General features: G+C 41.1%; 17 protein-coding genes and 5 tRNA genes. 5 read left to right on the top strand and 17 right to left on the bottom strand.

The window, feature by feature from the left end; translation table 11 throughout:
• Positions 1-401 precede the first annotated feature (401 nt).
• From PSH41_RS09825 to xerD, 11 genes are all read right to left on the bottom strand, one after another.
• Positions 402-478: transfer RNA gene (locus PSH41_RS09825), tRNA-Arg, on the bottom strand.
• 138 nt (positions 479-616) lie between these two features.
• Positions 617-693: transfer RNA gene (locus PSH41_RS09820), tRNA-Arg, on the bottom strand.
• A 47-nt stretch (positions 694-740) separates the two neighbouring features.
• Positions 741-817, bottom strand: a tRNA-Arg gene (locus PSH41_RS09815).
• A 149-nt stretch (positions 818-966) separates the two neighbouring features.
• Positions 967-1,043 (bottom strand) — tRNA-Arg (locus tag PSH41_RS09810).
• A gap of 34 nt (positions 1,044-1,077) precedes the next feature.
• Positions 1,078-1,170, bottom strand: a tRNA-Ser gene (locus PSH41_RS09805).
• Positions 1,171-1,298: 128 nt separating this feature from the next.
• Complete coding sequence (locus PSH41_RS09800) at positions 1,299-1,481, bottom strand: hypothetical protein (protein ID WP_024031585.1); 183 nt, start codon at positions 1,479-1,481, stop codon at positions 1,299-1,301.
• Between the two features lie 396 nt (positions 1,482-1,877).
• Positions 1,878-3,413, bottom strand: coding sequence for a lysine--tRNA ligase (gene lysS / locus PSH41_RS09795; protein ID WP_004588007.1), 1,536 nt, complete (start codon positions 3,411-3,413; stop codon positions 1,878-1,880).
• Between the two features lie 26 nt (positions 3,414-3,439).
• Positions 3,440-4,538 (bottom strand): peptide chain release factor 2 gene (gene prfB, locus PSH41_RS09790; protein ID WP_096041210.1). Its coding sequence is split into 2 segments (ribosomal slippage): positions 3,440-4,462 and positions 4,464-4,538, totalling 1,098 coding nucleotides; the frame shifts between segments, so codons are not numbered across the junction.
• Positions 4,539-4,682: 144 nt separating this feature from the next.
• Entirely contained in the window at positions 4,683-6,404 is a 1,722-nt protein-coding gene (gene recJ, locus PSH41_RS09785; protein WP_064385747.1) for a single-stranded-DNA-specific exonuclease RecJ, read from the bottom strand.
• 294 nt (positions 6,405-6,698) lie between these two features.
• Positions 6,699-7,427, bottom strand: coding sequence for a bifunctional protein-disulfide isomerase/oxidoreductase DsbC (gene dsbC, locus PSH41_RS09780; protein ID WP_004588004.1), 729 nt, complete (start codon positions 7,425-7,427; stop codon positions 6,699-6,701).
• Between the two features lie 60 nt (positions 7,428-7,487).
• Positions 7,488-8,414 carry a site-specific tyrosine recombinase XerD gene (gene xerD, locus PSH41_RS09775; protein WP_273588922.1) on the bottom strand — a complete coding sequence of 309 codons (927 nt, stop codon included), beginning with the start codon at positions 8,412-8,414 and terminating at the stop codon, positions 7,488-7,490.
• Positions 8,415-8,520: 106 nt separating this feature from the next.
• On the opposite strand from xerD, the gene fldB reads away from it, so the two are divergent.
• Positions 8,521-9,042 (top strand): flavodoxin FldB, encoded by a 522-nt coding sequence (gene fldB, locus PSH41_RS09770; protein ID WP_004588002.1) that lies wholly within the window; start codon positions 8,521-8,523, stop codon positions 9,040-9,042.
• A gap of 34 nt (positions 9,043-9,076) precedes the next feature.
• Here fldB and PSH41_RS09765 read toward each other — a convergent pair whose 3' ends face one another.
• Positions 9,077-10,024: a DMT family transporter gene (locus PSH41_RS09765; RefSeq protein ID WP_273588921.1), complete on the bottom strand. Its 948-nt coding sequence runs from the start codon at positions 10,022-10,024 to the stop codon at positions 9,077-9,079.
• 192 nt (positions 10,025-10,216) lie between these two features.
• On the opposite strand from PSH41_RS09765, the gene PSH41_RS09760 reads away from it, so the two are divergent.
• A complete protein-coding gene (locus tag PSH41_RS09760) occupies positions 10,217-11,131 on the top strand; it encodes a LysR substrate-binding domain-containing protein (protein ID WP_273588920.1) in 915 nt (304 codons plus the stop codon).
• Positions 11,132-11,133: 2 nt separating this feature from the next.
• Here the strand turns inward: PSH41_RS09760 and PSH41_RS09755 are convergent, their stop codons facing one another.
• The 3 genes from PSH41_RS09755 to PSH41_RS09745 all read right to left on the bottom strand — a co-directional run bounded on the left by PSH41_RS09755 (position 11,134) and on the right by PSH41_RS09745 (position 14,619).
• A complete protein-coding gene (locus PSH41_RS09755; RefSeq protein ID WP_055254841.1) occupies positions 11,134-11,580 on the bottom strand; it encodes a DUF2147 domain-containing protein in 447 nt (148 codons plus the stop codon).
• 178 nt (positions 11,581-11,758) lie between these two features.
• Positions 11,759-13,765 carry an alpha-amylase gene (locus tag PSH41_RS09750; protein WP_273588919.1) on the bottom strand — a complete coding sequence of 669 codons (2,007 nt, stop codon included), beginning with the start codon at positions 13,763-13,765 and terminating at the stop codon, positions 11,759-11,761.
• A gap of 155 nt (positions 13,766-13,920) precedes the next feature.
• Positions 13,921-14,619 (bottom strand): tRNA1(Val) (adenine(37)-N6)-methyltransferase, encoded by a 699-nt coding sequence (locus PSH41_RS09745; RefSeq protein WP_273588918.1) that lies wholly within the window; start codon positions 14,617-14,619, stop codon positions 13,921-13,923.
• A 76-nt stretch (positions 14,620-14,695) separates the two neighbouring features.
• On the opposite strand from PSH41_RS09745, the gene srmB reads away from it, so the two are divergent.
• Together srmB and PSH41_RS09735 are read left to right on the top strand one after the other, a co-directional pair.
• A complete protein-coding gene (gene srmB, locus PSH41_RS09740) occupies positions 14,696-15,925 on the top strand; it encodes an ATP-dependent RNA helicase SrmB (RefSeq protein WP_004587997.1) in 1,230 nt (409 codons plus the stop codon).
• A 229-nt stretch (positions 15,926-16,154) separates the two neighbouring features.
• Positions 16,155-16,475 carry a BON domain-containing protein gene (locus PSH41_RS09735; RefSeq protein ID WP_004587996.1) on the top strand — a complete coding sequence of 107 codons (321 nt, stop codon included), beginning with the start codon at positions 16,155-16,157 and terminating at the stop codon, positions 16,473-16,475.
• Positions 16,476-17,227: 752 nt separating this feature from the next.
• Here the strand turns inward: PSH41_RS09735 and PSH41_RS09730 are convergent.
• Positions 17,228-18,184, bottom strand: coding sequence for a mechanosensitive ion channel family protein (locus PSH41_RS09730; protein WP_024031573.1), 957 nt, complete (start codon positions 18,182-18,184; stop codon positions 17,228-17,230).
• 123 nt (positions 18,185-18,307) lie between these two features.
• Positions 18,308-19,087: a peroxide stress protein YaaA gene (yaaA, locus tag PSH41_RS09725; RefSeq protein ID WP_024031572.1), complete on the bottom strand. Its 780-nt coding sequence runs from the start codon at positions 19,085-19,087 to the stop codon at positions 18,308-18,310.
• Between the two features lie 254 nt (positions 19,088-19,341).
• Between yaaA and tal the strand changes: the two genes are divergently transcribed.
• Positions 19,342-20,292: a transaldolase gene (gene tal, locus PSH41_RS09720; RefSeq protein ID WP_054983753.1), complete on the top strand. Its 951-nt coding sequence runs from the start codon at positions 19,342-19,344 to the stop codon at positions 20,290-20,292.
• Positions 20,293-20,305 lie beyond the last annotated feature (13 nt).

Here is a 20,305-nt window from a genome sequence, read left to right as displayed (position 1 = left end):
TTTGTGAGAATAGAAAGTCAGGGCTTTATCTACGGAGCAGTATTAAATACTAGGCGCAAAGGCAAGCTCACTGACTTCGATGTGATAAATGATAGCTAATCATTTATCAACGAGAGATACAAGGCGCTAAGCTTGCTTGCGCGACGAGCATAGCTCGTAAATGGGTTAAATACTAATGTTGGTTTTGAGCTTCTCATTTATTCCTCTTTCACTTCTCTTTGTAATGTTTCTTAAAACAAATTATTCACAAAGAGGTTAAGAGGCGCTGCGCTTTTAGAGAAGTGACTGAATAGAAGATTTGGCACTATGTAAAATTGGATTTTACTAATACCTGATAGCTGATAGCTTTCTCAAAATTCAGATACAAAAAAACCGACTTAATGTCGGCTTATGTATGAAAGTGGTGGGCGCAGGAGGATTCGAACCTCCGACCGCCTGGTTCGTAGCCAGGTACTCTATCCAGCTGAGCTATGCGCCCACTTTCATTTTTTCTTATTTATACTCTAAGTGGAGTTTCTGAAACAATAAATATAAGTACACATCGTAAAATATGCGCTTAACTTATATGTTATTTCAGACACAAAAAAACCGACTTTTGTCGGCTTATTTATGAAAGTGGTGGGCGCAGGAGGATTCGAACCTCCGACCGCCTGGTTCGTAGCCAGGTACTCTATCCAGCTGAGCTATGCGCCCACTTTCATTAGTTACTTGTTTATACTCTAAGTTAGAGTGTGTAAAAGTGGTGGGCGCAGGAGGATTCGAACCTCCGACCGCCTGGTTCGTAGCCAGGTACTCTATCCAGCTGAGCTATGCGCCCACTTTTACTGTTTTCTTATTTATACTCTAAGCAGAGTGTGTAAAAAGTGCTGGAAGCAGGACGTATCTTGTAAGAATGAACCTCCGACCGATTTGGTTTCAAACCAAACACTTTAACTTATTTATACTCTAAGCAGAGTGTGTAAAGAGTGGTGGGCGCAGGAGGATTCGAACCTCCGACCGCCTGGTTCGTAGCCAGGTACTCTATCCAGCTGAGCTATGCGCCCAATCTTTACTTTACAAGACTGCCATTAAAAGAAATGGTGGAGAAGGAGGGATTCGAACCCTCGATAGAGCTACAAACTCTATACTCCCTTAGCAGGGGAGCTCCTTCGGCCACTCGGACACCTCTCCGTCTTGTGGGGCGTATAATAAAGATTTCAGAAAATATGTCAAACACTTTTATGCCAAAAATGACTATCTGGTTACAGAACGCACATAAGTCAGCTTTAATTGTATAATTGGTTTGAAAAGTAAACGATTTAAATGTTTTTGTCTTGTGGGTTAACGCCCATTAAAGGCACTAAATCATCTTTGAGCTGCGCTAAATATTGCTCTTGGTAACCTAATTGCTGAAACTCAGCAATACAGGCTCGGTAATAAGCTTGTCGCTTTTGCTCTGTGGTATCAGTTTCTGGCGATTCTTCAACTCGGTTGTCTTTCATATTATATTCTAAGTCCATTTGAGAATTCATATTTAGAGTGCTATTTTAACCCAGCTCAAAATTTTGGCGTATTTTAGCTAAGTTTTTTACACAAATACAACATAATGTTTAAAAAACAGTCATGAAATTACGTTATAGCACTGTTATTAAGGTTATTTAAAACAAGGCTACATTAAATAACCCAATCTGAATTAACTATTAATAAGTACTAATAACTAGCTTTAAAATTTAGTTTAGTACTAATTAATTAAAAAGCGAACAATCTTATCCTCTCTTAAGTCTGTTTTTATAAAGCAATTTACTCTCCAACTTTTTCTGCATTGGCGCTTATTTTTATACTCACACAAAAACGCCGCTAAAATTCAGCGGCGTTTATCACATTTATTTTGTTAAAGCTTAGTCAGCTTGTGGGCGCATATGCGGGAACAAAATAACATCTTTAATGGTTGGTGAATCAGTAAATAACATTACTAAGCGGTCAATACCAATACCTTCACCGGCAGTAGGCGGTAAGCCGTACTCTAGTGCGCGTATGTAGTCTTCATCGTAATGCATTGCTTCATCATCGCCGGCGTCTTTTTCTTCAACTTGGCGAGTAAAGCGCTCTGCTTGATCTTGTGCATCGTTAAGCTCCGAGAAGCCATTTGCAAGCTCACGTCCGCCAACAAAAAACTCAAAGCGGTCGGTAACAAATGGGTTTTCGTCGTTACGGCGCGCAAGTGGCGATACTTCCCACGGGTAGCCTGTAATAAATGTAGGTTGGATAAGCATGTGCTCAGCCGTTTCTTCAAATATTTCACATAAAAACTTACCTGGGCCCCATACACAATTTTCAGGAATTTTTACATGCACTTGTTTAGCGTACGCTTTTAATTCTTCAAAGTGGTTTTCTGGGTCATTAAATACCGCAGCATCAAACTCAGGGTTATATTTTAAGATAGCATCAGCCATGCTTAGGCGCTCAAACGGTTGGCCAAAGTCGTACTCTACTGAGTCGATAACTTCGCCGTTTTCATCTTTAGTTGTATTAACAACAATTGGGCTACCTAAAACGTTTGTTGCAACTGTACGTAGCATGTCTTCGGTAATATTCATCAGGTCGATGTAATCAGCGTAGGCTTGGTAAAATTCAATCATAGTGAATTCTGGGTTGTGGCGCGTTGATAACCCTTCGTTACGGAAGTTACGGTTAATTTCAAATACGCGGTCAAAACCACCTACTACTAAACGCTTAAGGTAAAGCTCAGGCGCTATACGTAAGTACATGTCTATATCAAGTGCGTTATGGTGAGTCACAAATGGACGCGCAGACGCACCGCCAGGAATAACCTGTAGCATTGGCGTTTCTACTTCCATAAAGTCGCGCTCTGCTAAAAAGCGACGAATACCTTCAACTACTTGTGAGCGAATGCGGAATGTTTCGCGCGTTGCTTCGTTAGTAATTAAATCAACATAACGTTGACGGTACTTGGTTTCTTGATCTGATAAACCATGAAACTTCTCTGGTAATGGGCGTAGTGACTTAGTAAGTAGTTCGTACTCGGTCATTTCTACGTATAAATCGCCTTTACCTGATTTATTAAGCGCACCTTTAACACCAATAATATCGCCAATATCTAGTTGGCCATATTTTGCTTTTAAGTCTTTTTGCACATCTTTAGATGCGTAAGCTTGTACACGGCCTTTCATGTCTTGAATGGCCATAAAAGGACCACGCTTAGCTAAAATACGGCCAGCAATTGATACAACGTGCTTAAGCTCTACTAATTCTTCTTTACTCTTATCACCAAACTCAGCCTGTAAATCAGCCGTGTAATGTTCACGACGGAACTGATTAGGATGACCGTTGGCTGGGCAATTTTCGCGAATAGCGTCTAATTTGCCGCGACGCTCAGCGATTAACTTATTTTCGTCTTGGATTTGATCAGTCATTTTTTAGCTCTTTTTTAGCTTGGTGGTTATAGGCCAGATTTTAGGCTGGCTTCAATAAATTTGTCTAGGTTGCCGTCAAGTACCGATTGCGTATTACGGTTTTCAACGCCAGTTCGTAAATCTTTAATACGTGCATCATCAAGTACGTAAGAACGAATTTGACTTCCCCAGCCAATATCCGACTTTGCGTCTTCTTGCGATTGCTTTTCAGCATTTTGCTGCTGAAGTTCAAGCTCAAATAATTTTGCTTTTAACTGCTTCATTGCTTGGGCTTTATTTTTGTGTTGTGAACGCTCGTTTTGACACTGCACAACCGTGTTGGTAGGTACGTGAGTAATACGTACTGCCGATTCGGTGGTATTAACGTGCTGACCACCCGCGCCAGATGCACGGTAAACGTCTATACGTAAGTCAGCCGGATTAATATCAATTTCAATATTGTCATCTACTTCTGGGTAAACAAACGCAGAGGCAAACGAGGTATGACGACGACCACTTGAATCAAATGGGCTTTTACGTACTAAACGGTGTACGCCTGTTTCTGTGCGCAGCCAACCATATGCGTATTCGCCTACAAAGCGCACTGTTGCACCTTTAATACCGGCCACATCGCCATCGGTTGCTTCTACTAGCTCAACTTTAAAGCCTTTCGCTTCGCCCCAGCGTAAATACATGCGTAATAACATGTTACACCAGTCTTGTGCTTCAGTACCGCCAGACCCAGACTGTAAATCAAGGTAAGCATCGTTTGCATCGTGAGAGCCCGAAAACATACGGCGAAACTCTAAACCCTCAAGCTGTTTATTTAAGCCTTCAAGTTCAGTTTGCGCTTCAACAAACGTGTCTTCGTCTTCTGCTTCTACTGCAAGCTCTAATAAACCTTCTACGTCGTCAGCACCTGCTACTAAGTTGTCGATTGTTTCAACAACCGCTTCTAAGGCTGATTTTTCACGACCAAGTGCTTGTGCGCGCTCAGGTTCATTCCATACGGCTGAATCTTCAAGTTCGGCGTTTACTTCTTCTAGGCGCTCTTGTTTGTGAGCGTAGTCAAAGGTACCCCCGAAGCAGTTCAGTACGTTCGCGAATTTCCTTGATTTGATTAATCACAGGATTCACTTCAAACATGTACATTACTCCAAAATGGCTAGATTATTGCGCGCTAAAATTAGCACTAAACGCAATAAATTATCGTCAAATGATAAAAACGCCCGATTTTAACAAAAAACCGCGCGCTTTATTAGCCTTTTATGCATGCATTGTGCATATTTTTTAATGCACTTTTTCAAGCTCGCGAACAATTAATTGCAGGCTAAACTTGCCTCTAAATTCGTTTATGTCGAGCTGATACGCCACTTTGACATAACGGGCCTCGGTGTCGGGCCATGCTTTTACATCTATTCCAAATGCAATGGCGTCAACTAAGCGCCCAGATTGATGTTTAAGCACCAGCTTTAAGTGTTTTTCGCCTACTATACGCTGCTGAATAACTTCAAAGGTGTGCTCAAATACCGGCTCAGGAAATTGCTGCCCCCATGGGCCTGATTGCTTTAATAGCTGAGCAAAGTCCATTGTAAAGCACTCGTTTGGCAGCTCGCCATCGGTAAATACAATGCAGCGTTTACTTTCTTCGCTTAACTGCGCGCTTACAGCTGCATCAAACGCGTTTTTAAAGTCATTAAAATTTTGCTCATCAATACTTAACCCTGCCGCCATGGCATGGCCGCCAAATTTATTAATTAAGTGCGGGTCGGCTGTATTTAGCCCTTCGAGTAAATCGCGCATGTGTAGCCCTTCAATAGAGCGGCACGAGCCTTTTATTTCACCGTTTTCGCCACCGGCAAAAATAACGGTTGGGCGGTGGTATTTTTCTTTTAAGCGACCCGCCAAAATACCAATAACACCTTGGTGCCAATCTTCTTGGTATAAACAAATGGCATCGGGAATGGTGTCGTCACTAAACGCAAGCCTATCAAGCACTGCTTGCGCCTCGGCTTGCATGCCCTGCTCTATTTCGCGCCGTGCATGGTTTAAGCTATCTAACTCGCTGGCAATCCGCCTTGCTTGGTTTATATCGGTACTCAATAAGCACGCTATGCCCAAACTCATGTCATCTAGTCGCCCTGCGGCGTTTAAACGCGGGGCCAACGAAAAACCAAAGTCACTGGCGCTTAAACGCGCTGCATTACGATTCGCCACTTCAATAAGCGCAGTAATACCTGGGCGTGTTTTACCGCTGCGAATACGCGCCAACCCTTGGTGTACTAAAGTGCGGTTATTTGCATCAAGCGCAACTACATCGGCCACGGTGCCAAGGGCAACTATATCAAGCAAGTCGGCTAAATTTGGCATAGCATGGCGTTCAAAATAACCTTGCTCTCGTAACGTGCTTCTAAGGGCTATAAGCAAGTAAAAGGCAACGCCGACACCCGCAATTGATTTTGAAGGAAAACGGCAATCATGTCGATTTGGGTTAACAATTGCATCGGCATTAGGGAGCTGCTCCCCTTGCAAGTGGTGATCAGTAACCAGTACTTTAATGCCCACTTTTTTTAGTATGTCTATGCCTGCAATACATGAAATACCGTTATCTACCGTAATGACCAGCTCTGGTTTTATATCAACAATTTGCTCAGCAAGCGCTGGGCTTAAACCATAGCCTAAGCTAAACCTGTCCGGTACAAGGTAGTCTAAGTTATTAAAGCCAAACATTGCCAAGCCTTGCATTAAGGTGGCTGTACTGGTTGCGCCATCGGCATCGAAGTCGCCAACAATTAAAATGCGGCTTTGCGCATTCAGCGCATCAATTAATAGCTCGGTGGCTTTGTCGATGTCTTTAAACAGTTTAAAGTCGATTAGCGTGGCTGCACTATTATTTAGCTCGTGTGCATTTTGCACGTTACGCGTGGCATAAATTTGTTTAATAACAGGGTGCAGATCGCTTGGCAGGTAAGAATCGTCTACATTTTCGCGCGCAATGATCAGTTTTTTCATGCTGGTTTTTAACTTATGGTGTTCATAATAAAAAGACAAAAAAAGGCCATAAAGGCCTTTTTAAACCAATTCGCTTAATTAAGTGATCTATTTTGAGGCTGAAAAAACGTGTTGATAGCTAGGCAATAAATTCGCTATTTAGTTGTTCTCGGCAATAGCTCCTGCATTGCTCTACTTTCTGCATCCATGCAGTCATAAATAAGCATTTTTTAACGCCTCTAGCAACACGTTTAGCCCCGCAAAATGATTAAGTATTATCGCGGATTGGTATTAAACAGGTACTCAGATTTTTAATTAACCTGCTTTGTTCGCCTCAAGCGCTGCACTTAATGCGGCGGCTGGCTGGTAGCCAGGGATCATTGTACCGTCTTCTAAAATAATGGCTGGCGTACCGCTAATACCAAAGCTTTGGCCTAGCTGGTAATGCTCAGCTACTGGTGCGCTACAACCGGCAACTACTTTAGTGTCTTCGCCTGATTTAGCTTCTGTTAGTGCTTCTTGTTGGTCGCGTGCACACCATACATTCATTAAATCGGCGTAGCCCGAACCTTGCAGTCCACCACGCGGAAATGCTAAATAACGAACAGTAATGCCTGCATCAAGCAAGTCGTCTAGTTCGCGGTGTAATTTACGACAATAGCCACAGCTAATATCGGTAAATACCGTAATTTGGTGTTTTTCGTTAGGCGCTTTATAAACAATCATTGAATCTTGGTATTCTTTAATACCTTCAACACGGACACCATTTAACGCTTGCTCGGTTAAGTTGCTGCGGTTGTTTAAATCAATTAGCGTGCCTTGCATTAAAAACTGGCCGTCTGGGCTGGCGTAAAGTACACCCTTATTTGTAATAAGCTCTTTTAAACCGGCAACGGGGCTTGGGTTTATTTGCTTAACTGTTACACCTAACGTGGCAAATTTAGTAACAATAGGATCATTAGCATCTGGCGTTGTGGCTACGCCATTTGCAAATGCACTAATACTTGTGCACAACATTGCACCTGCTAACATTAATTTTTTCATAATTTTCTCTATCTAATAATACGTACTAAATTGACCGCTAAGCTGATATTAAATTTCATATTACGCGCGCGGATGATGCTCTGAGTGTACCGATTTTAATCGCTCATTGGCAACATGGGTATAAATTTGTGTAGTCGATAAGTCGCTGTGCCCTAACATCATCTGCACCACTCTTAAGTCGGCACCATGATTAAGTAAATGTGTTGCAAAGGCATGACGCAACGTATGCGGCGATAAATCTGACTCAATAGACGCCAAAATAGCATAGTGTTTAATACGATGCCAAAAGGTTTGTCGGGTCATACCTACACCGCGTTTTGAAGGAAACACAAAATCGGTGGCGTGTTTTATCATTTGTGCACGCCCCCCTTTTAAAAACTGCTCAAGCCAGTACATGGCTTCTTCGCCTAAAGGTACTAAGCGCTCTTTGTTGCCTTTACCTTTTACAAACACAACCGACTGGCGCAAGTTAATTTGCTCCATACGCAGCCCCACCAACTCAGTTACCCGTAAACCAGTTGCATAAAGTAGCTCTAGCATGGCTTTATCGCGCAGCCCCATTGGCTCTTCAATATTGGGCGCACTTAATAATGCCTCTACTTCGGCTTCTGAGAGCGTTTTAGGTAACGATTGGCCCGCTTTTGGTTGCGCAATGTTTTCAAGCGGTGAGCTTGCGATACGTTTTTCACGTACAAAATACTGATAAAACCGCTTTAACGCACTTATGCTGCGTGCCGTGCTACGTGGTTTTAACCCTAAATCTACGCGATACGCTAAGTAGCTTTCTATATCTAAGCTGGTTACCGCCATTAAGCTTTCGCCTTTTAAAAACTGACAAAACTTATCTAGGTCACTGCGATACGCGCTAAGGGTGTTTTCGCTTACACCTTGCTCTAAGTACAAGCTATCTAAAAAGGTTTCTAAAAAGTCGCTGTTGCTGTTTAGCTCGGTATTTGGTTCAGGTAAATCGTCAGGTAGCGTTGTCACGTTGTGATCTCATGTTGGTAATACCCACGGTAGAAGGTATCAATTAAAAATACCTTACGGTAAACTGCGCCCTATCATAACAGGCAATTACACAGTGATAAATACGATGCAGATTGGTTTATTTTTTGGCTCTACTACATGCTACACAGAGATGGCAGCAGAAAAAATTCGCGACCTTATTGGCGCCGATGTAGTGACCTTACACAATATTAAAGACGAACCACTTAAAAATGCAGAGCAGTACGACTTTATCATCTTTGGTATTTCAACATGGGATTTTGGAGAAATACAAGAAGACTGGGAGTCTAAGTGGGACGACATTAAAGATGTAAACCTAAATGGTAAAACCATTGCTTTATTTGGCATGGGCGACCAACAAGGTTACGGACAATGGTTTCAAGACGCCCTTGGTATGCTTCACGATGAAATAAATACCCAGTCGTTTACGCAACTTGGTTTTTGGCCAAACGATGAAAACTACGAGTTTGAAGCGTCAAAAGCACTTACCCCCGATGGCAAACACTTTGTTGGCCTAGCGCTTGATGAAGACAGCCAATACGAGCTAAGCGATGAGCGCATAGCCAGCTGGGTTGAACAAATAATGACAGAGTATAGCGAAACGCTATAACGAGTTTGGCCTAAACCATGTTTAGGCCAATACATTACAAATAACTAAGTTTTTTAGCGCACTTTTTTTCACGTATTTTTGCTTGCCTTTGCAATAGCCAATTAGGCGCAAAGGTATTAATAATACATGCCAGTACAATAAGCACTGAGCCTATTACTTGCGATAAACTTAATGTTGTATCGTAAAAAATTAGCTGAAATAACAACGCAAATAATAAGTTAGAATAAATAAGTGGTGCTAACTGCGAGTTAGAACTGGCTAATCGGTACGCCTTTCCTCTAAAAAACTGCGTTGCAGCAGTCGAAAACCCAATTAATGCCACCATCAGTAATAAACTATAATTGCTTATATCGATTGCAAAACCTTGGTAAAATAGCTCACCTTCGCTGGTAAACATTAATACTGGCACCATAAAAATGGCAGCCAGCGTAAAACTCCAACCGTTAATAACCATCATCGGAAGCTTAATTTTACTGGCTCTAAACAAGGTGATTTGCGAGCAGGCATTAAAAATACCAGCCCCTAAACCAATTAATAAGCTCCAGCGCCATTGTATGCCGTCGCTATGAATATTTTGAATAATCACACCCGCAAACATCAGCGCCATTGTAGGTAGTAATAACCAATTTAATTTAGTTTTAAAAAGCACCCGTTCTATTAGCGGTATAAATAATGGCCCAGTGCTAAATAAAATAACCGCCTCCACCAGCGTTAAAGTATTTAGCGCCACTAAAAAGCAGTTTTGGCACAGCACTATAAAAATTGCGCGAATAGCAAAGGTTCGCCATGCTGATTTATTAGGTAGCTGCCATTTAATACCTGCCGCCAATGCCAGCATAATAATCGCGGGTAAAAACACCCGTAAAAAAACCACTTCGCTGGTGCTAAAGTAATCGGTAAGTAACTTGGCTATAAAGCTATTTAACGCCAAGGTAAATGTAGAGAGCAGCATAAACACACTAGCACGAGAATTTAACGTCACCGCAGTTATCCTTTGAATAAAAAATGAATGTAAAAAGCAAAATTAAAGGCTTAATTTTTTTAATCTATTTATTATTTTTCAAAAAATTGGCATTGGCTTTTATGGCGCTAATTTTACGTGTACTTTATAAATTTAAAAGCGAATAATATTAAACTAACCTGTAAGTAAAACTTAACTGTTAATAAATAACCTATGATCAAATCAGCGCCGTTAAAATCTCTCTATACGTTTATAGCTGTTGCCGAAACTGGCAGCATGGTGCTCGCGGCTGAGCAGCTAAGTATTAGTCACTCGGCGGTAAGTCAGTCTATTAAAGCGTTAGAGTTACAACTTAATACACCGCTTTTTAATCGCATTGGTCGCCGCGTTGAGCTCAACCCTGTGGGTGAGCGCTATTACAAACGCATAGCCCCAGCCATGGCTGAAATTTTAGCAGCCAGCCAAGAGGCAAGTAACACAGCGAATGAGCCAACTTATTTAACACTCAATATGGTTAACTCGCTAGCTCTGCACTGGTGGATCCCTAGGGTGGCTGATTTTCAGCGCATTTCGCCAAACAGTGACATTCGTATTTCTAACTTGGTGGGAGAATTTGATTTAGAGCGCGAAGGGATTGATGCAGCGATTATTCATGGCCAGCCCGATAAGTGGCAAAAATATCACTGTGAAAAACTAGCCGACGATCAGTTAATTTTAGTCTGTAACCCACAGCTTTTAGTTGGCTTAAATAAAGATGAGTTAACCGCGCAAAATTTGCTGCAGCGTTTTAAAGCAATCTACGTTACCAACCCACGTAGGCAAAACGATTGGCAAACGTGGTGCGAGGCTAATAATTTAGCGCAGCCTAAGCAGCATAATAACTTAACCTTTAATATTTCAGTGCAAGCAACGCAAGCCGCGATGCGCCAGCTTGGCGTTTTGGTCACCCACAAACAATTTGTACGCGACGATATAAAGCACGGCATGCTCACGCAAATTGGCCAAAGCATTGTAAATCCGCATCAGCAGTTTTATTTTGCAACGAGCCACGCCATGCTTAATCACCCACAGGTAAGCGCATTACGAGCGTGGCTTAAACGCGAGTTTTTAAAAACAGCAACCGAGTAGTGCTACTCCACACGTTGCCAATATTGGTTACGGTAAAAAAAGCCTATATAGCCACGTACTTCTAATGTTTTACCGTCGTTTTGTGGCGTTAGTTGCACGGTATAAGTTTTACCATTTGTAGGGTCAAGTATTTCACCATCGCCCCACACGCCATCATCTTCTGGTTTTACATCAGTGATTATGGTCATCCCTAAAATAGGCTGATTTTTTAATGCCCCATCACACTCTTTACAAATACCGGTTTGTTTAGCTGGGTCTAAAATAGTCTCAACTTTACCACTGAGCACCTTATCGTTTTGAGTAATGCGTACGTACGATTTAGCCTCGTTGGTGTCTTCATCTATGGTTTTCCAAAGCCCAACAGGAGTCATGTTTGCAAGCGCACCTTGGCTTATAAATAAAGCCGCAGCGAGTGTTGTTAGTAACGGTAGTTTGTTTAACTTTTTCATTGTGTTGCCTAAATTAAAAATGGCGAATAAAACGATAATACCAGCTGATTTATAAACGCACTATGACATTAAACTGCTATTTAGGTACATATAAAAGTAAAAAACCAAGTGCGCGTTAACCCACTTGGTTTTTAAATTGGCTGATAGTTTTTTAACGTACGCGTTTTAAAGTACGTATTTAAAAGTCACGTACCTCTACACTTGAGCTGTTAAATTCAAACATATTAATTTTGCCACACTGTGCCATATGGTTAGTACTTGTATAGGGGGTATTTGCTTGGCTTATATCGCCTTCCCACTCTTGGCCATTTTTTATAAATGCTTTTAATTCAAACCATCCGTTAACAGCTTTACTGCAATCCATATCAACATCAAGCATCCAATAGTGTTCGCCCCATATATTAAGAGGTGTAACACCAAAGCCATCTACTGTTACCGATTTTTGGGCGCCATATTCACTTGGCCAAACATTTGTAGTCCAATCCATGGCAGTGCCTTGCGCTTCACTGCTTTGGCCTTGCTCAATTCCATACCAATCTAGGTAGTTATCGTTTGCTTTCCAAGGCGTTGTGGTGTTGTTTTTTAGATTGTTATGGCGAATTGGCATAGCACATTCAACATTTGTTGTTTGGCAGTTTCTAGCAAGGTTTGTATTTGCATAGTTGTGGTCTATACCACCGCGTACAAACATGTCTTGTCCGCTTTGTGTTTGAGCATTAATAAAAATAACGGTTCTTTGCCAGTCGCTATTATTAGGCGCTGTCCCTTGGGTTAATTTAGCATTTTTATGAATTGCTATTGCATCCCATGGCGCTACATTTAAATTTATGGTGCCGTTGCTATTAACTGTTATTACTTCACCGCTACAGCTAGTAGCATTACCCAAAAGCTCGCCTTTTAACACATTGCAGTACTGTCCAGGCGCCATATCTGTTTGAATTGTTGCATTAAGCGTTGAGTCTTCTTTATTAATTGCCATATGACCTGAGCTACCACGTCCAAATGCAATCTGGTTATGGGTGTTATCCCACCAATTTGTTACTACCCAGTTGTCGGCTGTGTTATTTCTAAAAGCGACACCACCCGCAATATAAGACCAACGATGCTCACACTTCCAGTTACTTGCAAAACATTCTAAATTACCATTATTGTGCACCGGTACACTTGGCCCACCCGCATCTGTATCGCCGTGAAAATCATAACTCGACATTACTTTTGGATACCCATACGGATACGCCAACATAAATACGTTGGCTAGGTCGTATAAACGGCCATCTTCAAAGGTAATTACATTACCTGCACCACCATGGCCGCGCTGATTGTCGTGGTTATCTACAAATACCACAGCTGATGAACTTGGCATAAAGCCCCAGCCTTCACCAAAATTACTTAACCATGCAAGCGAGCCATTTCTAAAGGTATTACCAAGCTGCGTACTGTATTTAAACTCGGTAACTAGCCCTGTACTTAAATACTCTGAGGCAGCAACCGCTTCAGTACCTTGATCTATCACCTCATGAAACACCACTGGCGAGCCATTTATTTTTGCCATTAAACTTTGAATATCACTTGCAGCAACATGCTTAGCAGCATCAAACCTAAAACCTTTAACACCCATAGCTTGAAGGTCATTAATATATGCCGCTAATGTATTTTGCACATAATTTGAAGAAGTGTTTAAATCGGCCAGCCCTACTAGCTCACAGTTTTGCACGCCATAACGGTTATTACCGTAATCTTCTGGGTTAATAGAGCAACTTTCGTGAAAATCTTGTGGGCTATAAATAGGGTATTGTTTATTACCAAAAGTGTTACCAGCAGTGCCCGTACCACTGCCGGCTGCCATATGGTTTATTAATGTATCAACATATATATCGACGCCTGCGGTGTTACAGCGATTAACCATATCTATAAATTGCGAACGGTTACCGCCTCGGCTTTGTAGTTGGTAGCTCACAGGTTGATAGCGAGTCCACCATTGGCTACCTGTAATATGCTCGTTAGGCGGAGACACCTGTACCGCAGCATACCCTTTTGGTCCTAAAAACTGCTCACATTCTTGGGCTACATCTTGCCAATTCCATTCAAATAAATGCACAAATGTTGTAGGTGCAGCCGATACTAAACTTGGTAAGGTTAAACCTAAGCTAAAACCTGCAGTGGTGATCATTTTATTCAGTTTCATAGTGTGTGTTTCCAGTGTTGAGCGAGTTAAACAACATACTCGACGTTATTTACAAGTGGTTAACACTAGTTTGAGAGTTGCTCAAATAAAAACTGAATACGTATGCATAATGGGTAAACTATCCTTTATTACTAGATAATTACCTGCCTTAAAAATTACATTTTCAAGTAAAACGCTTTACATAACGCAATATAATCATCGCTGTAGCGGTTGTTTTCATCTTTTATGCATAGGGAGGTAAGCTCAGGCAAAGTGTTTACTAAGCTAAAACGCATCAAACTACGGCTAAATGCTTTACTTGGTGTGGTTTTTACTTGGCAATGCGCGTTTAAATAAAGCCCGCTTTGTTTTGCCAATTCAACGAATAAACCCGCCTCTGTGGTGGGTAAAATTACGTTAAAGCACGAATGCCCATGACTTAAACGCATATAGGCATGTATTAGTTCGTCAAAACTTAAACCATCGGTATGGCGTGCGGTGTTACGGGCATCGCTTAGCCCTTTTAAACTACGGTTAAAATAAGGGGGGTTAGATATCACAACATCAAATGGCGCCGCCTGTTTAAACGCTTGTATAGTGATGTGCTTTACTGTGATATTTGGCCACGGGCTAGAGGCTATATTTTGCTGCGCTTGCTTGTAAGCAGCTTCATCAATTTCAACAGCGGTTATGCTAAGTGCTGGTTGACGCTGTTTACACATAAGCGCAAGTAAACCGGTACCTGTGCCTATATCGAGTAATGTATTGGCACCTTTTAAATACGCCCATGCGCCAAGTAAAATGCCATCGGTTGAGACCTTCATAGCACAGCTATCGTGCTCAACCTTAAATTGTTTAAACGTAAACCCTGACATTTTTTCACCTTTTCATTCACCAACTGGCGTATAGCGCGTATAATTGCAGGTAATTGTCCCTTATTTTAGACACTCTATGCAATTTTCTGAATTTGATCTTGATACTAAACTACTCAACGCCATTGATAAAATGGGCTACGAGACACCAACCAGCATTCAACAACAAGCTATTCCTGAAGCGCTGCAAGGTCGCGATATTTTAGCATCAGCACCTACTGGCACAGGTAAAACGGCGGCATTTTTAATTCCGGCTATTCAATACTTAATGGATTTTCCGCGTCGCGACCCAGGTTTTGCACGTGTGTTAATAATGACCCCAACCCGTGAACTGGCTTATCAAATTCATGAGCAATGTGAACTGCTTGCTAAAGGCACTCACCTTAAAATTGGTGTAGTAACAGGTGGTATAAACTACGGCACCCATAAAGAAATTTTTGAAAACAATAACGATATTTTAATCGCCACACCAGGGCGTTTAATGGAATACCTTGAAACCGAAAATTTCCATGCTGAAAACGTAGAAATGCTTATTCTTGATGAAGCCGACCGCATGTTAGACATGGGCTTTAGAAAAGAAATGCTGCGCATATGTGACGAAGCTAAAAACCGTCGTCAGTGCTTTTTATTCTCTGCGACTCTAGAAGGCGATAGCGTTGAGTTATTTGCAGAGCGTATTTTAAACGACCCAGCTTTACTTGAAGCCGAATCGTCACGCAAAGAAAAAGCTAAAATTCATCAATGGGTTCACCTTGCTGATGATTACCACCACAAGCTTGAGCTGTTGGTTAATACCCTAAACGGCCCAGATGTAAGTAAAGCCATTGTGTTTGTAAAAACCCGTGAGCGCCTAGAAACGCTAATTGGTGAGCTAACTAACAATGGCGTAAAAGCCGCGTGGCTACGTGGCGAAATGCCGCAAGATAAGCGCATGAAAGCGATGGAAAATTTCCACAGTGGCAAAACGCGCATATTAATAGCAACCGATGTTGCGGCCCGCGGTATTGATGTTTCTGACATTAGCCACGTAATTAATTTTGATATGCCGCGCACTGCCGATGTCTATGTGCACCGTATAGGCCGTACTGGCCGTGCGGGTAAAAAAGGGATCGCTATATCATTAGTTGAAGCGCACGACATTGGCATTTTATACAAGGTTGAGCGATACACAGAGCAAAAACTTAAGCGCCGTATAATTAAAGGGCTTGAGCCACAACATAAAGAAGCTAAGCCACCCGCTAAAAAGCGTAAAGATCCGGTAAAAATGAAAGCTAAGAAAAAAGCCAAAGCTAAAATTAAAAAGAAATAGCACACCATAAATAAACAAGCCGGCAGTTGCCGGCTTTTTTGTACCCGTTACAAATGTAACCCAAGCATGTAACTCATTCCCATTAAAATGTAATTATTGCCCACCTGAATTCTCACTTAATAAAATAACCTTATATTTCAACAAATTAAAACTGGCATCGAAATTGTAACTGAGAAAGTAACTCAGCTAAGAATAGCTGCACGATTAACCGTAATGTAAGGATGAAGTTATGAACCGCTTTAAGTTAACTATCGCTTTAGTATCATTTTGTTGTTTATTTTTATTAGCTTGCGCTACAAAAGTAAGTGCAGCAACTAACTTAGCCGTAGTAAGCAGTGTGGCTACTCAACCTAACTTACAACAAACAATCACCAATACGTTACGTACTAACCCAAACTTAGCATTAAGCGATATTCGCGTGCAGGTTGAAGACGGCGAAGTTGACCTATACGGTGAAGCGCAAACAGGTTTTCAGCGTGCACTTGCGCAAAAGTTTTTAGAAAATATGGATGGCGTTAAAATTATCCGTAATAAAATTAGTGTTATCTGATACCGCATTACAATATTTGTTTATATAACTTATTCCTCTGCGTGGCTTGTTTCTCCAACACAAGCCGCGCTTTTTTATACTTAATAGCACACTTTAGTATCTAAACTTCTAGCTTTAGCTCCCCTATGAAAAGCAGAGCAAACACTTAGCCGTCCTTTCCCACTCTTTTAAATTAGTGACTTACTACAGCTTTGATAAAAGAATGCTATAACAAGGCTGTAAAGTTCATATAATCAGCGCATTTTTAATACCGTTGGCAACCTATTACTACTCACTAATTAACCACACCATAAATAACAGATAATATATGACTTAATGCATGCAAATGCCCCATAACTTACACAAGGAAGCTAATACATGAAACGGTTTATTTACTACTGCTAATCCCTCTTATTGGCCATGCAGAGGAAGCTACTTTTGGCTTTGCTGCAGATGTGTCTGTATCCGGCTTTTTAGCCCAGAAATTAGTGAACGAGATATTATAAAAGTCTTTGCTGATTTGGCAGAATTAAAAGTAGGCGACAAGGTAATAGAGTTAGATAGCTGCGCTATTCCAGATTGCCCTGCTAAAGTTGCAAAAACTTGATGACAGGGAAAAACACATAAGTATTAATTTAAAATAAATTTATTAAAAGTATAGTTTAATTTAACCCGACTTAGCGCTTTGAAATTACTAGCAGCGCACTTTTTATGTAAAAATGCGCTGCTAGTGGGTAACTATTACTGGGCTAGTTTAAAGCAGTATTAGTCGCTCATTCGCTTTGATTTGAACCCGTATTACTGTCACCTTGTTGTTTGGGTGACTGTTGGTTTATTTTATCGCTTATCATGGCATCGAGCTTTTCACCGCCTTTAATGCCAAAATCTAACGTACGTATTGGGAATGGAATACTTATATCTGCAGCATCAAGCGCTTGTTTAACAGCGACTACGCCTTTATGGCGTACTGTCATAAAGTCTGGCTCGCCTGGGTATTTTATCCAAAACCACACCAGTAAATTAATACTACTGTCGCCAAAACCTTCTGCGTATACAGCGGTTTCATCTTTACGTATTACAAAGTCAAACTCGTTAATTTTATCAACGATAACTTCTTTGGCTTTTTCAATGTCGTCGCCGTATGAAATACCCACCGGTACTTCTATTCGTCTAACGCCTAACGTGGTGTAGTTTTTTAACACATTTCTAAATAATACCTTGTTAGGTACCAGTATTAACTGCCCGTAAAAGCTCTCTATTAGCGTGTTACGCAGGTTTATAGAATGTACAGAGCCAAATACATCGTCGGTTTCAATTACATCACCCGCTTTAAATGGCTTGCGTATTCCCATAGCAATACCGGCAATTAAGTTCTCGGTCATGTCTTGAAAAGCAAAGCCAATGGCTAAACCTACAATACCCGCACCCGCTAGTAACGATGTGACTGTGCCTTTTAACCCCATAAAATCTAAAGCGATAAATAGGCCCACACATAACACAATAACCTTAAAAATAGACGCCATTAAATCAGCAATTTGCTTAGAGTCGAGTGAGCGCCTTAATAGGTTTTTCATTAGCTGGCCGGCAAAGCGCGCTATTATTGAAAATACAATGGCTATTACCACTGCCACAATAAAGTTTGGGATGTGGCTTATTACTACATCAAACCACCCTCCGAGTTTTTCTTCGATGAGTTTTTCGGCTTCGGCTACTGAAGGTATGCTGATCATATTTTTACACCTATCTATTTTTTATCTCATTAATAGTAGGTGAAGTTAGCAAGTTTAGCGCCAGCATAAAAAAAGCCATGCAATGCATGGCTTTTTAACTCATTGTTTGCTGAGTATAAATGCTTAGTTTTGCTCGTCGCGCATAAATACTGGCTCAAGCTCTTTTGCTGTTGCTTCAGGGCTAAAGTAATAACCCGCCACAGTAAACTCTTTTAATTGGCTAAGCTGTGTTACCTGGTTTTCTATAATGTAACGGGCCATCATGCCGCGCGCTTTTTTAGCGTAAAAGCTAATTACCTTATATTGACCATTTTTGCAGTCTTTAAAATGCGGGGTAATAATTTGCGCATTGAGTGCTTTCTTATCTACTGCTTTAAAGTACTCGTTTGAAGCAAGATTAACGAGGTATTGTGCGTCTTGCGCTTTTAATTCCTCGTTTAATTTATTAGCAATAATGCTGCCCCAAAATTCATACAAATTTTTCCCGCGAGGGTTATCAAGCTTAGTGCCCATTTCTAGGCGGTAAGCTTGCATTAAATCAAGCGGCTTTAATAAGCCGTATAAACCCGAAAGTATTCGTAAATGGCTTTGCGCATAATCGAGGTTAGCGGCAGTGAGTGTTGCGGCATCTAAACCACCGTACACATCGCCGTTAAAGGCTAGTACCGCTTGTTTAGCATTACTTTGCGTAAATGGTTGCGACCATTCGCTAAAGCGCGCAGCGTTAAGCCCTGCAAGCTTATCGCTAATTTTCATTAGACTGCCAATTTGCGCTGGAGTTAGTTCACGGCATACTTTCATGAGCTCTTCGCTGTGCTCTAGTAATTCAGGTTGAGTGAACTTATCTGTTGCGGGTGGCGTTTCGTAATCAAGATTTTTTGCTGGTGAAATAACAGTGATCATAGTTAGCTATTGACTTGTAATTTATTTAATGTCAATTTCAACATTAAATGAGACGAAAAGCACGTTTTGTTTATAAAATACCATTGAAAATTAATCGCAATGGCCTAAATCCTACCTTAATAAATCATGCATCGTCGTTTTTCTATTGATAAGGACATAAGACCTATCAAGCATTGTCACACTGTTGCAGTATTGAATACTTATATTAAGGTAGTTTAGATTTTCTTTTAACTTGCTTGGAATGAGGAAGGCAAATGACTAGCGCTCTACAAAGGCTAAAACAACATTCATCTATCGTAGCCGACACTGGCGATATTGAAGCGATCAAAAAGCATCAACCAGAAGATGCAACCACAAACCCGTCGCTTTTATTAAAAGCGAGCGAGATTGAAGCTTACAAGCCTTATTTAGATAAAGCTTGGAGCTATGCAAAAGAAACAGAACAAGATGCAGCTAAACAGCTTGAACTTGCATGTGACTACTTTGCCGTATTAATTGGTAAAGAAATTAGCGAAATTGTACCTGGTTATATTTCTACTGAAGTAGATGCTCGTTTATCATTCGACACCCAAGCAACTATTGATAAAGCACATACCCTGCTTAGCCTTTATGAAAAAGAAGGTGTAAGCAAAGACAAAATTTTAATTAAAGTTGCGTCTACATGGGAAGGCATTAAAGCGGCCGAACAGCTAGAAAAAGAAGGGACTAAATGTAACCTAACTTTATTATTTAGCGATGCTCAAGCACGTGCATGTGCCGATGCAAATGTATTTTTAATCTCACCATTTGTTGGCCGTATTTTAGATTGGCACGTAGCAAATGGTATGGAAAAACCAACCGATCCGCTACAAGATCCAGGTGTTCAATCTGTACGTAGCATTTTTGAGTTTTATAAACGCCATGATTACAAAACCGTTGTTATGGGCGCAAGCTTCCGTAACACTGGCGAAATTATTGCGCTTACAGGTTGTGACAAGCTAACGATTAGCCCTAACCTATTAGAAGACTTAGGCAATTTAGAAGGCGCAGAAGAATACTTACTACAAAGTGATATTCCTAAAGAGCCAAAGCCTGCTCCACTTACTGAGTCGCAGTTCCGTTGGTTACATAACCAAGATGCAATGGCAACTGAAAAACTCGCTGAAGGTATCCGCTCATTCGCAGATGCACAAGAGCAGCTAGAAGCACGTTTTAAAGCAATGTAATACGCGCTAGTTA

Source organism: Pseudoalteromonas sp. CST2, from assembly GCF_028599385.1.
Classification (GTDB): domain Bacteria; phylum Pseudomonadota; class Gammaproteobacteria; order Enterobacterales; family Alteromonadaceae; genus Pseudoalteromonas; species Pseudoalteromonas atlantica.
The sequence above is the reverse complement of the archived record's forward strand: the minus strand, read 5'-3'. Positions and strand labels throughout refer to the sequence as shown.